This window comes from Acinetobacter sp. NEB149, from assembly GCF_012516415.1.
Classification (GTDB): domain Bacteria; phylum Pseudomonadota; class Gammaproteobacteria; order Pseudomonadales; family Moraxellaceae; genus Acinetobacter; species Acinetobacter lwoffii_V.
This window is the reverse complement of record NZ_CP051208.1, coordinates 1,892,551-1,905,481: the sequence shown is the minus strand read 5'-3', so window position 1 is coordinate 1,905,481 and position 12,931 is coordinate 1,892,551. Positions and strand designations below refer to the sequence as shown.

Sequence of the window (12,931 nt, the reverse complement as noted above, 5' to 3'; positions counted from 1 at the left end):
TTTAATATTTAAAAAGGCGTTTATGAAAACGCCTTTTTTAGTTCTAATGCTATTGATTTAAAATTTTTCTAATTGGGCCAAATTCCACATCCGGAAGTAGAAGTTCTCCTCATCCTTATTTTCACAGGACAATAATTCACCTTCTTTGAGCCAAAAATGAATCTGCGCAAAGTTCTTTATTTCGTGATTATTCACGCGTTGTGCCAGATGATGCGCCTTAATAGCGGAAGGGTGTTTGAGACCTGCGGAAGCTATTAATTCAGACAGGGCATGTAAGGTGTTTTTATGAAAATGAAACACCCGTTCGGCCTTGGTCGGCACATGTAAGGCTTTCTGGCGATCTTTGTCTTGGGTGGTGACTCCGACAGGGCATTGATTGGTATGACAACTTTGTGCCTGAATACAGCCCACTGCAAACATAAAACCACGGGCAGAGTTCACCCAATCCGCACCAATGGCAAGCGTGCTGGCAATATCGAATGCACTAATTATTTTACCACTTGCACCAATTTTGATCTTATCTCTCAAACCTGCACCAACCAGGGTATTGTGTACAAACAGCAAACCTTCTCTTAATGGGGCACCAACATAGTCAATTAATTCAATGGGTGCAGCTCCCGTTCCACCTTCAGAGCCATCAACCACAATAAAATCTGGGTAAATCTGGGTATGTAACATAGCTTTGACCATGCTCATAAACTGCCACGGCTGGCCCAGACATAGCTTAAATCCGACCGGTTTTCCGTTGGAAAGTTCACGTAATTTTTGTATGAAATGCATCATTTCAATCGGTGTGCTAAATGCCGGATGACTCGAAGGTGAAACACAATCATGATCACGGCTGATGCCTCGAATTTGGGCAATTTCTTCCGAAATTTTACTTTTAGGTAAAATACCGCCGTGGCCAGGTTTTGCGCCTTGCGAAAGCTTGATTTCAATCATCTTCACTTGGGGTAATTTGGCTTGTGCAGCAAAACGTTCCGGATCAAATTGCCCATCTAAAGTACGGCAGCCAAAATAACCACTGCCAATTTCCCAGACCAGATCACCGCCATATTCCAGATGGTAGGGGCTGATACTGCCTTCGCCTGTATCATGGAAAAAATCACCTTTTTTAGCGCCGAGATTAAGGGCTCTTATTGCATTGGCACTCATGCTGCCAAAGCTCATGGCTGAAATATTTAAAATAGAAGCTGAAAAGGGCTGGGTACATTGCTCATTTCCAATCAGGATGCGAAAAGTCTGCGGATCGGCAACTTTGCAGGGCGTGATGGAATGACTAACAAAACGGTAATTATCTTCATAGACATTCAGGATCGAGCCGAAAGGTTTATCAGAATTTTCATTTTTTGCCCGCTGATACACCAGACTGCGCTGCATACGGGAAAAAGGCAGTGCGTCCCGGTCGGCTTCAATAAAATACTGACGAATCTCGGGACGGAATTCCTCAAAGATAAAGCGGAAATGTCCCATAATGGGATAATTTTTCAGAATGGAATGCTTATTTTGTAGTACATCATACAAACCCAGCAAACTCAGCAGAATGCTCAGGATCCATAGGGTATTCACTAACGTTTGCGGCATAAAATAATAGATATAACGCGGTGAATAACCGATATGAAATGTAGTAAAAATCACTGCAATCAGAATGCAGGCAAACCAGACCGAATGGCGGGAAAAGAAAGTATTGAGCAGCTTGTGACGTACTAATTGAGCAGGGTTAGCCATTGTAAAATTAAGTCCCTATTTCTACTTCTATAGGGCTTTATGATGTGCAGAGCGAGGTATCTTATACAAGCAGAGAATTGTTATTCGATTTTATAAACTTGCCGAAAATGCTATTAAGCCAGACAATGAATCGGCAGCGATTACAGATAAATTTTACGGAAAAAGTTCTATAGAAAAAATCTGCAAAAGACATGCATTCTATTTATTTCACAAGTAAGGCGGATGACTTTATAGTCGGTTTATTCACTACATAGGAGTCTTAAACCATGACCAAAAAATCCATTCGCTTTAATGATGCTGAGCTGGCTTGCTCATGTCTCAGTCATTTTTAAATATTGATGTTTCATTCAAGCTGCATTTCGGGGTGTCAAAGAAAAGCAGATTGGCACAGCGGCAGATCACCACAACAAGAATAAAAATATAAGCATAATTCTCCAGTCCCCAATTTGGGGATTTTTTTATTCTGGAATACCTAAAAGAATCTGGATGAAGCCTGTGTAGTTAAGGGTTTTCCTCATCCAGTTGAGCGACTGCATTGGCCACAATACTCGGTTCAATATGTTTAATCTTTTTACCAAAGCTACGCAGCCACCAGACCAGTTGAGAGGTAAATGGCACGGTAGCAGTGATCAGCGACATGCCATCTTCCATTTTTTCAATTTTCTGGTCTTTACTGAGCTGGCTTTCCTCAAAGTAATGCGCATCCGACTCTGACATGCTGAGTTTAAGCGTGACATTTTCGGTGGGATGGTTGAAGTCCACCCGGAAGCCCAGTGCACCAGAATCAATATAATCATCAATATCGAAATTGACCGGATGCAAGGCACGTGAATTCAGCACGACGGCCGATTTAAAGCGGTGCAGTGCAAAGGTCTGGATATCCGATTTGTCATGACGGGTACACACCAGATAAATGATTGACCCTTTTTGTACCAATGCCAGAGGATTGAGAATATAGGTTTTTTCTTCGCTGTTATGACCACGGCCCTGATACACACATTCCAGTTGTTTGTCCTGTAACAGGCCTTCATACACCGCTTGCTGCGCGGCCTTATCTACCACAGGTGGAATCAGCGGTTGGGTGGCCGGAACAATGCGTACGCGGTTAATCCATTGCCGGACATTGTTCTGGGAAGAAAGACTGCGTCGTGCCAGATCAAACCACGGATTCATTTCCTCGATCAGGCTCGGTGGCAGCAGATGTTTTAAATGTTCTTCGACCATCATGAAAGTGACCGCTTGCGAGCTGGTCATATGCGGCAAACTTTGCAGCGGCGCATCTGAACGCCAACGCCAGCCTTGCGGCGTGGTTTTACTGCTTTCAATTGGAAAGCGTTGCGCAATCTGATTCAGGTCACGCTGAATGGTACGTAGACTGATATCAATGCCTTCGCGATTCAGGATTTCCTGTAATTCACGTGTTCCCATCCATTTGCCGGTAGAAAGACGCGACAAAATTTGCCATTGGCGATACAGACTGTTTGAAGTTTCTTTTTCTTGTGCTGACATAATTTATTTTGCTGGCAATAAAGAAGAGGGGATTTAGGCTTAGCTTAACACAATAAAAAAACTCTCATTTTTTCGCAAGTCCCTCTGTGCAACATTTGTCCTACAATTCTAAAACAACTTGGTCGAAAATAGCATTGAGTTCATTGGGCATTTATTAGATTAATGGTAATTGAAATGCAGATGTCATGGCATGGATATTGCTTTGATTTAATTATAATAGATGATAATACGAGGGTTTGTATGCTTAAAGGAAATCGGGATACAAATGTGATTGAAACAATTGATAAATTTAGTTCCCAGAATATTGGAAAAAATTTTATAGACACTAAAACTACAGCGGTATCTACTACAACAAACCCACAACTTTTACTGCAGCAGTTATCTTCAAAGTTCTTTAATGAAATGCAGGATGAACATGTGCTGTCCAGTCAGGCAGGTCAAAGACTGGAAGAATGGTTATCTCAACATACGCTGGATGAACTCAATGCACTGAATCAGGTAGCAAAAGAACATTTTTTAAATCATGGTATTACCTTTACCGTTTATGGCGATGAAGAAGGCGTAGAACGCACTATTCCCTACGATATCATTCCGCGAGTCATAGACCGGAAACAGTGGAATATGGTGGCTTTAGGCTCGGCACAACGAGTACGGGCGCTAAATTTATTCTTACATGATATTTATCATCAACAGGACATTTTAAAAGCCAATATCATTCCTGAGTTGCAGATTTTAACTCATGAAGCCTATCAGCCGCATATGTATCAACATAGCTTGAAAGGCGGGATTTATAGCCAGATTAGCGGGATCGATGTGATCCGTGATTCCAAGGGCGAGTTTTATGTCTTAGAAGATAATCTCAGAACGCCATCTGGCGTGTCTTATATGCTGGAATGCCGCAAGATCAGTGAAAAACTGATGCCGAAAGTATTCGAGCAGTCCAAGATTGCCGGAATCGAGCAATATCCACAATTATTAAAAGAAATCCTGATCGAAAATGCTTATGTCGATAAGCCATTTGTGGTGGTACTGACCCCAGGACGTTTTAATAGTGCTTACTATGAACATTCTTTCCTTGCAAGAGAGATGGATGTGCCATTAGTAACATCACGTGACCTTTTTGTTGATGACTCGAAGGTTTATGTAAAAACCATACGTGGTCGCCAACGAGTCGATGTTATTTATAGACGGGTCGATGATGCGTTTCTTGATCCTTTATGCTTTAAACCGGATAGCACTTTGGGTGTCGCTGGCTTGATGTCAGCTTATTTGCAAAATAATGTTGTGATTGCCAATGCACCGGGAACCGGTGTGGCAGATGACAAATCGGTTTATCCATATGTCGACAAAATGATTCGTTTTTATTTGGGCGAGCAGTCAATTCTAAAAAATGTTCCGACTTATCAATGTCGTAATTCTGAAGAATTAGACTATGTCGTGGCTCATCTGGATCAGCTGGTGGTGAAAGAAGCGCAGGGTTCGGGCGGTTATGGCATGCTCATTGGACCACAAGCGTCTAAACAGCAAATTGAAACTTTCAGGGAGAAAATTTTAGCTGCGCCGCATTTATATATTGCGCAGCCAACTTTGGACTTATCGGTTAGTCCGACTTTGACCAATTTTGGTATTGCTGAACGTCATATCGACTTACGCCCATTTGTATTAAGTTCGCCTTATCGTACTGAAATCGTACAGGGTGGCTTGACACGCGTGGCGATGCAGCCCGGTTCACTGGTGGTGAATTCATCACAAGGTGGCGGTATCAAAGATACCTGGGTAGTCGACAATTTACATTCATAAGATTCCAAAGAAGGAAAATGTCATGGTTTTGCTGAATAGCAATGCACAACATATTTTTTGGTTAGGGCGTTATTTATCTCGCACTCATTTTTTATGTGCGCGCTTTCCATTTTTAGAAGACGAAGCGGCAGTAGCGTATGCCCATGCTTTCTGTTTGCCTGCCTTTGATGCCAGTTCCCTAAATGAGCTGGTACTTGATCCTACGCAAGTGGCGTCTTTTAGCCAGCAGTTTAAAGTAGCTAAAGACAATATTCAGGAATTACGCGGGGTGCTGTCTGCTTCAGGCTATGCGGAACTGATGAAATTGATCAAAACCGCAGACAAAAATGCTGGTTATATCTGTGAAGTGGTGACGGAATGTGAAGATATTCTGGAAGCCGAATCTTCCGATATTTTTCTGTTTTTTAGTCTAGGGCAATGTGTCGAACAGCTCGATCATCAGTTACGTCTGGGTGAAGAAACCAGTACTACACTCTGCAAGATTGATTATGTGGTCAGAATTTTGGTAGAGATGGGCTGGAATGATCTGGAACAGTACTGGGAGCAGTTGCGTACAGAACCGAACCGGATTCAGTTTTACCAGTTTAGCGACCATATTCATCAACTGTTTGAGGCAGATGTATGAAATTGATGGTGAATCACCAAACGCATTATATGTACACGGCCGAGGTGAGGAACAGTATTCAGTACATTAAAATGATGCCTTCGAGCAATGCGCATCAGCGGGTGCATTCCTGGGATATTAGTGTGCCGGGTAATAAAGAAATCCGGAAAGATGCATTTCATAATCTGTGGATGACCTGTAGCCAGCGGGAGCCTTATTATTCCCTGACTATCATGGCGCAAGGGATTGTTGAACTGAATCCTGCGCATCAGAGTGGACTGAATGATTCAATCAATCCCAATCTTTTTCTACAGCCGACCGAATCGACACAATGTAATGCAGCAATGAAAGACTTTGCACAACGTCATGTTCCTGCATTAACCCGTCAGCATTTGATTGGACTGGCACAGGCCTTGCTGGAGCATGTGCCTTATATTTCCAACAGTACTTCAGTGCAAGGCTCTGCAATAGATGCCTTTGAGTCCAGACAGGGCGTCTGTCAGGACCATAGTCATATTTTTATTGCCATGTGCAAATATCTAGGTTTGCCTGCACGCTATGTTTCTGGTTATTTATATGCACAAAATGCTTCGCATCTGGCCAGTCACGCTTGGGCAGAGGTGTTTGTAGACCAGACATGGTATTGTTTTGATGTCAGTAATCTGTTGTTTACTCCAAGTTCGCATGTTTATGTGGCGATTGGACGGGATTATTGGGATGTGGCGCCGGTACGCGGTGTCAGAGAAAAGGGCGGTGTGGAATCCATGCATTCCATCGTTCAAGTGCTAGGATGTTAATAAGGACGAATGAATGACGTATTGTTGTGCACTACGTTTAGAGCAAGGTATGCTTTTTATCAGTGATACCCGGACCAATGCCGGAGTAGATCACATTTCTGTATTTCGAAAGTTGTATACCTTTGGTATTCCTGGTGAACGTATGATCGTCATACAGGCATCCGGAAATCTGGCAACCACACAAGCCGTGATTGGGCATATCAAAAATCAGCTCGAACTGAAGCAGGAACCCAATATCTTGAGTCTGCACACCATGTTTGATGTCGCTGAGCTGGTGGGTAGTATGCTGAAAAAAGTGATTGCCAATGTTACGAGCGATATTTCGGAACAAAGTAATTATTATTGCAATCTGCTGGTCGGGGGGCAACTTAAAGATCAGGATATGCAGCTTTATCATGTTTATCCGCAAGGGAACTTTATCTGTGCCACACGCGATACGCCGTATTTCCAGATTGGCGAAAGTAAATATGGCAAGCCAATCTTGGATCGTGCGCTGACTTATGATATGCCGCTGGATGAAGCTTTGCGCTGTTCCCTGATTTCATTTGCATCGACCCTACGTTCCAATGTATCGGTCGGCATGCCCCTCGATGTGCTGGTCTATAAAAAAGACAGTCTGATCATGCCAAGAGGCAAGCGTATTGCCGAAGATGATGAGTATTTCACGTCAATCAGCCGGCAATGGTCAGAGACCTTAAAAAAAGGACTGGCAGAACTTCCTGTTCCCTCTAATGAGTATTTCTTATAAAAACCTATCGTGATTCAGGCTTTTCGCGTACAGTATTAACTTCTATGCAGTCCAGCATAATAAAAATAGAGAAGTTAGCGCATGTACCAATTTTGTTACGCCAGTAAAAGTACTTCTCCCAAAACTGATTTGCTTGAAGATTTAGCGAATATTTTGAAAGAAGCCCGTGATTTTAATTACCAGCATCAAGTGACAGGTGTACTTTATTTCGCAGATGGTCATTTTTTTCAATGTCTGGAAGGTGAATGTCCCACTTTAAAAAGTCTGCTGGTGGAGCGACTGAATAAAGATCCTCGCCATCAGGACATTAAACTATTTGAAACCAAGGAAATTGAATATCCAAGTTTCCCGGACTGGTCCATGAAATATATTTCCAAACGTAGTCAGATCCAACAATTCTGTCGGGAAATGGGATTTGATGACTTTAATCCTTTTGCCTTTCAGCAAACTCATGTCGATGCCTTATTAATGCAATTATGCATAGAGCAGGGCGAGGAACAAAAGTCAGCCTAAAGAAAAAGCCCAACATAGATTGGGCTTTTTTAACTCTTAAGATTAGATCAAACTACTTTGCGTAGTGGACGATTGCTCAGTCGGCATAATAGTTCATAACCAATCGTGCCATTCGCTTCTGCAACATCGTCAATCAGACGGGTTTTACCCCAAAGTTCAACTTCTGTGCCCAATTGCACATCTAATCCTGTGACATCAATAGCGATCATATCCATCGCTACGCGGCCAATCACGCGAGTTTGCTGACCATTGATTGCGACATAGTTCTGTTTAGGGAAAGCGCGAGGATAACCGTCACCATAGCCAATTGAAACAATGGCCAAAGTCATGTTTTGGTCTGCGGTGAACGTCGAACCATAACCGACATGCTCACCTGCTTGAATCTCATTCAAGGCAATAATCTCGGCAGTAAAGGTCATGACCGGTTTCAAATCCAGGTCATGTACATCACGGTCTGCAAAAGGCGTCGCGCCGTAGAGCATGATCCCGGGACGGACATAGTCAAAATGCAATTCTGGATATTTATAGATTGCAGCCGAGTTACAGCAAGAGGCTAAAATTGGAGCGCAGTCATTTTTAATTTCCAGGAATTGACGGATTTGTTCATCATTCAGTGGATGCTCGGCATCGGCATTGGCAAAATGCATGGCTAGCACGCAACTAAAGCCTTCAGCTTTTAGCGTATGAATTACATCTTTGATCACATCAATCTTAAAACCTAATCGGTTCATGCCGCTGTTCAGTTTGACCCAGACTTTAAGATCTTTGGCGATATAGGTCTCTTTATGAGCCAGTAACCAGTCGAGTTGGGCCTGATGATGTACCACAACTTCAATATTCTGTTCGATTACGATTGGCATCTCATCTGCAGAAAAAACACCTTCGATGAGCGTGATCGGCTGTAGATAGCCCAATTCACGAATTTCCAGGGCTTCTTGCAGGCAGGCGACACCAAAGGCATCGGTTTCGCTTAAGGCTGCTAAGCAGTCTTTAACTCCGTGTCCATAAGCATTGGCCTTTACCATGCTGACTATTTTCGCGGTTGGGGCAAGTTGTTTGACACGGTTTAAATTATATTGCAGCGCAGCGCTGTCAATATAAACTGTAGCTTGACGCACCCTAAATTACTCCTAGAGGGACGATGGAAATGTGATGACGAGAGTCTGATTACTCTTCATCATCATACTGAGCATAGAACTCAGGTGAGAGATTACTAAAGCGGGTATATTGACCTTCGAATGCCAGACGTACGGTACCAATCGGGCCGTTACGCTGTTTGCCGATAATGATTTCGGCGGTGCCAGCTTCCTTGGATTCCTTGTTATAAACCTCATCACGGTAAATAAACATGATCAAGTCGGCATCCTGCTCGATCGCACCAGATTCACGCAAGTCGGACATCACCGGACGTTTGTTTGGACGGTTCTCCAGCGATCGGTTGAGCTGTGACAGGGCAATCACTGGACACTGCATTTCCTTCGCCAAGGCTTTTAAGCTTCGGGAAATTTCCGAGATCTCGCCAACACGGTTATCACCCATGCCAGGGACTTTCATCAGCTGCAGGTAATCGACCATGATGCAGCCCAGCTTTCCGCCATGCATTTTGGCAATACGACGCGCACGGGCACGTAATTCTGTCGGCGGCAGTGCAGAAGAATCATCGATATACAGATTTTTTTCTTGTAAATGCACAATGGTACTGGTGACTTTTGACCATTCATCACTGTCCATTTTACCAGAACGTAAATGTCCTTGATGCACGCGACCAAATGATGAAATCAAACGCATGGCGATCGAGTCGGCTGGCATCTCCATTGAATAGACCAGAGCAGGCAGGTTGTTATTGAATAAAACACTTTCGACCAGATTCATGGCAAAGGTGGTTTTACCCATGGATGGACGCGCTGCGACAATAATCAGGTCACCGGATTGCATGCCGGAAGTTTTGTTATCCAGTTCCACAAAACCAGTAGTTAAACCGGTAATGCTACCTTCCATTTGTGACAGTTCATTTAATTTATCAAATACGTCCGCAACCACCGAGTTGATCGGCTTAGGGCCTTGCGCTTTGGCATTGTTATTATGCTGTTCGGCAATCGAGAAAATATTGGTCTCAGCCAGATCCAGAATTTCACTGACGGTACGGCCTTTGGTGTCATAGGCATTTTGTAAAATTTCAGAGCTGACTTTAATCATGCTGCGCAGGGTAGCAAACTCTTTAATTTTCCCAGCATAAGTTTCCAGGTTATAGAAACTTGAGGGTGAGTCTGCCATCAGCTGCATCAAATACTCTTCGCCACCAATTGCGTCGAGCAAGTTTTGTTTAATGAGCCAGTCATGCACCAGAACCGCATCATAAGGCGAGTTTTCTTTAGAGAGTTGCTCAATGGCACGGAAGATATATTTATGTCGGGTGGCATAGAAATCATTTTCGGTCAGCACATCACCGACCTGCTCAAAAGATTCAGCCACAGTCATAAGGGCAGCAAGTACAGCCTGTTCAATTGCTAAATTGTGGGGTGGAGTACGGAACTCCTTGAGATTGCTATTTTCAGTAACAATTTCTGGTTTAGCAGTAGCTACCTTTTTGCTGGCATTCGCCTGTGACATATAAATCCCTGATTTTAAATACAATGGTTAAATATCGTCGGAGATGAATAGCGTTTATTCACTACGAGATGAAATGATACGCGCTCTGATCAAAAATGCGAAGTGCAATTTTTTGTAAACACGAATAATAAAATGAATTTGACAGTGTTGGCTAGATTATATTTTTTAGAGATAAAAAAAGAGCATGCTTTCGCATGCTCTTTTTGAGGCGAGAAATTACTCAGCTACGATAGTAACTAGAACTTCTGCAGTAACATCATGGTGCAATTGGATTGCGATGTTAAATTCGCCAGTGTGACGAAGCGCGCCATTTGGAAGACGTACTTCAGCACGGTCTACTTCTAGACCAGCATTTGTCAACGCGTCAGCGATGTCACGAGTACCGATAGAACCGAATAGTTTACCTTCATCACCAGCTTTCGCAGTGATAACGATGTTCACTTCGTTCAATTGGTCAGCACGTGCTTGAGCAGCAGCCAAGATAGCAGCTTCTTCTTTCTCAAGTTCAGCACGACGAGCTTCAAAAGCAGCAGTGTTTGCTTCAGTTGCAGCAACAGCCTTACCTTGAGGGATAAGGAAGTTACGGCCGTAACCAGCTTTAACTGAAACTTTATCGCCTAGTTTACCTAGGTTTTTAATGCGTTGTAATAAGATAATATCCACAGCTCAACCTCACTTATGATTGTCAGTGTAAGGGATCAAAGACAAGTAGCGAGCTTGTTTGATAGCTAACGCTAATTGACGTTGGTAACGAGCTTTAGTACCTGTAATACGGCTAGGAACAATCTTGCCGTTTTCAGTAATGTACTGTTTTAAAGTGTCGATATCTTTGTAGTCGATGTACGTAACGTTCTCAGCTGTAAAGCGGCAGAACTTGCGACGACGGTAAAAACGTGCCATGTTATGTTCTCCTTAAGCTTCAGCAGAGTCTTGAGCGTGTTGTGCTTCTTCACGTTGAGCTTTACGCGCACGTTTTTCTTCAGCACTCTTCGCCAATAGTGACTCTTCAGTGATAGCGTTTTCACGACGGATGATAAGGCTACGAATGATTGCGTCGTTATAACGGAACAATTCTTCAAGCTCATCAAGAGTAGTTTGACCACACTCAACATTCATAAGAATGTAGTGAGCTTTGTGGATCTTGTTGATTGGGTAAGCCAATTGACGACGGCCCCAGTCTTCAAGACGGTGGATTTGACCTTCAGCTTCTTTGATGTGAGTTAGGTAGCGTTCTACCATACCAACTACTTGATCGCTTTGATCAGGGTGTACTAAAAGTACGATTTCGTAATGACGCATTGTCAGCTCCTTACGGTTTGGACAGCCCCAATTTAAGTAAATTGAAGCAAGGAGTCACAACCAAAGTTGTGTCGCAGTGTTTGCGAAGGGGGAATTGTAGTGATCTTTAGGGATAATTTCAACCAAATAAGACATTTTTGCGAAATTATATCTATAGTCAGATCTTTTAATAGAAAACCACATTAACTTTAAAACAGCAGGGTTCGACTGCTTAAATTCAGCAAATGTACTATTGAGAATATCAAGTGGCTTTCTCTAACTTAAAATCTGCATACACATTATCAATGTCAGGCTAAAACCAAAAAACGGTAAATTTATCAGAGATAAGAAAAGAGAGGGAGGTTCTAAAGCAGAGATTTTGATTCTGCTCTACAGATACTCGGAATGGGGGATAGGAAAATCAAAATAAAAAAAGATAGAGACTAACTCTATCTTTTTAAAAAAACACAATCTGTGTAGATGGCGTAGTTGAGGTAAAGCTAAAGATAATACTGATGACAGTAATCAGGATCACCGAGAACAAGAAATATTTCTTTGCCCAAAGTTGATCATTTTCAGCTTTAAATCCAATGACACCGATATACAACCAGTAAATGCACAGTAAGTTTAAAATCACTGCATAAAACCAGTTAGCATAACCAAAGACAAATAATGCATTCATGGTCAGTGTGAATAACACCACATAAACCAGTGATTCAATCTTGGTACGATGAATCGAACGCGCCACAGGCAAGATCGGAATACCTGCATTTTTGTAATCATCAAAGCGGTAAATCGCAATCGCCCATGAGTGAGGCATTTGCCAGAGCGCATAACCTAAAAAGATCAGTAACGCACCGAGGTCAAATTGATTGGCTACTGCGGTATAACCAATAACAGGCGGAGCTGCACCAGAAATACTGCCGACTACAGTTTGATGAATTGTAGTTCGTTTTGTCCATAGGCTGTAGAAACCAACATATACGACAAAACCAATCACCGCGAATAAGAAAGCGTACGCATTTATCCAGAACCATAAAAGACTAAAACCAGCGATGCCTAATACCAGGGCAAAGGCCAGGGCAACAGGTTCGGAAATGGCTTTGGTGACCAGAGCACGGTTTTGTGTACGCTGCATTTTTTGGTCGATGTCTTGGTCAATCACGTTGTTGACCACACATCCTGATGCTACGACAAGCGTAGTACCGAGAAGGGTAATAAGCAGGAGAAGGAAATCTACAGAACCTTGGGTGGCTACGAAGTAGCCACCCAAAGTGGTAACAAAGTTACCGAAGAGAATTCCTGGCTTAGTCAGGAATAAATACTTTTTCAGCATGACGACCA

The 12,931-nt window shown here is 42.8% G+C and carries 13 protein-coding genes; 5 read left to right on the top strand and 8 right to left on the bottom strand.

Annotated elements, in window-relative coordinates:
* Nucleotides 1-57 precede the first annotated feature (57 nt).
* Both HGD77_RS09080 and HGD77_RS09075 read right to left on the bottom strand, forming a co-directional pair.
* A complete protein-coding gene (locus tag HGD77_RS09080; protein ID WP_004278804.1) occupies nt 58-1,728 on the bottom strand; it encodes an FMN-binding glutamate synthase family protein in 1,671 nt (556 codons plus the stop codon).
* Nucleotides 1,729-2,229: 501 nt separating this feature from the next.
* A complete protein-coding gene (locus HGD77_RS09075) occupies nt 2,230-3,237 on the bottom strand; it encodes a helix-turn-helix transcriptional regulator (RefSeq protein WP_004278803.1) in 1,008 nt (335 codons plus the stop codon).
* 240 nt (nt 3,238-3,477) lie between these two features.
* On the opposite strand from HGD77_RS09075, the gene HGD77_RS09070 reads away from it, so the two are divergent.
* From HGD77_RS09070 to HGD77_RS09050, 5 genes are all read left to right on the top strand, one after another.
* Nucleotides 3,478-5,037 (top strand): circularly permuted type 2 ATP-grasp protein, encoded by a 1,560-nt coding sequence (locus HGD77_RS09070; protein WP_004278802.1) that lies wholly within the window; start codon nt 3,478-3,480, stop codon nt 5,035-5,037.
* Nucleotides 5,038-5,059: 22 nt separating this feature from the next.
* Nucleotides 5,060-5,662 carry an alpha-E domain-containing protein gene (locus tag HGD77_RS09065; protein WP_004278801.1) on the top strand — a complete coding sequence of 201 codons (603 nt, stop codon included), beginning with the start codon at nt 5,060-5,062 and terminating at the stop codon, nt 5,660-5,662.
* Entirely contained in the window at nt 5,659-6,438 is a 780-nt protein-coding gene (locus HGD77_RS09060; protein WP_004278799.1) for a transglutaminase family protein, read from the top strand. The genes HGD77_RS09065 and HGD77_RS09060 overlap by 4 nt, the downstream gene beginning before the upstream one ends.
* A gap of 13 nt (nt 6,439-6,451) precedes the next feature.
* Nucleotides 6,452-7,186 (top strand): proteasome-type protease, encoded by a 735-nt coding sequence (locus HGD77_RS09055; RefSeq protein WP_004278798.1) that lies wholly within the window; start codon nt 6,452-6,454, stop codon nt 7,184-7,186.
* 81 nt (nt 7,187-7,267) lie between these two features.
* Complete coding sequence (locus HGD77_RS09050) at nt 7,268-7,699, top strand: BLUF domain-containing protein (protein ID WP_004278796.1); 432 nt, start codon at nt 7,268-7,270, stop codon at nt 7,697-7,699.
* 47 nt (nt 7,700-7,746) lie between these two features.
* On the opposite strand, the gene alr is transcribed toward HGD77_RS09050, so the two are convergent.
* The 6 genes from alr to cyoE form a co-directional block, all read right to left on the bottom strand.
* Entirely contained in the window at nt 7,747-8,817 is a 1,071-nt protein-coding gene (alr, locus tag HGD77_RS09045) for an alanine racemase (protein WP_004278795.1), read from the bottom strand.
* A gap of 49 nt (nt 8,818-8,866) precedes the next feature.
* Nucleotides 8,867-10,309, bottom strand: a complete 1,443-nt coding sequence (gene dnaB, locus HGD77_RS09040) for a replicative DNA helicase (RefSeq protein ID WP_004278794.1) — start codon at nt 10,307-10,309, stop codon at nt 8,867-8,869.
* Between the two features lie 216 nt (nt 10,310-10,525).
* A complete protein-coding gene (gene rplI, locus HGD77_RS09035) occupies nt 10,526-10,972 on the bottom strand; it encodes a 50S ribosomal protein L9 (protein ID WP_004278793.1) in 447 nt (148 codons plus the stop codon).
* Nucleotides 10,973-10,981: 9 nt separating this feature from the next.
* Nucleotides 10,982-11,209, bottom strand: coding sequence for a 30S ribosomal protein S18 (rpsR, locus tag HGD77_RS09030; RefSeq protein WP_004278792.1), 228 nt, complete (start codon nt 11,207-11,209; stop codon nt 10,982-10,984).
* A gap of 12 nt (nt 11,210-11,221) precedes the next feature.
* Nucleotides 11,222-11,608 carry a 30S ribosomal protein S6 gene (gene rpsF / locus HGD77_RS09025; RefSeq protein ID WP_004278789.1) on the bottom strand — a complete coding sequence of 129 codons (387 nt, stop codon included), beginning with the start codon at nt 11,606-11,608 and terminating at the stop codon, nt 11,222-11,224.
* A 436-nt stretch (nt 11,609-12,044) separates the two neighbouring features.
* A complete protein-coding gene (gene cyoE / locus HGD77_RS09020) occupies nt 12,045-12,923 on the bottom strand; it encodes a heme o synthase (protein ID WP_004278788.1) in 879 nt (292 codons plus the stop codon).
* Between the last annotated feature and the right edge of the window lie 8 nt (nt 12,924-12,931).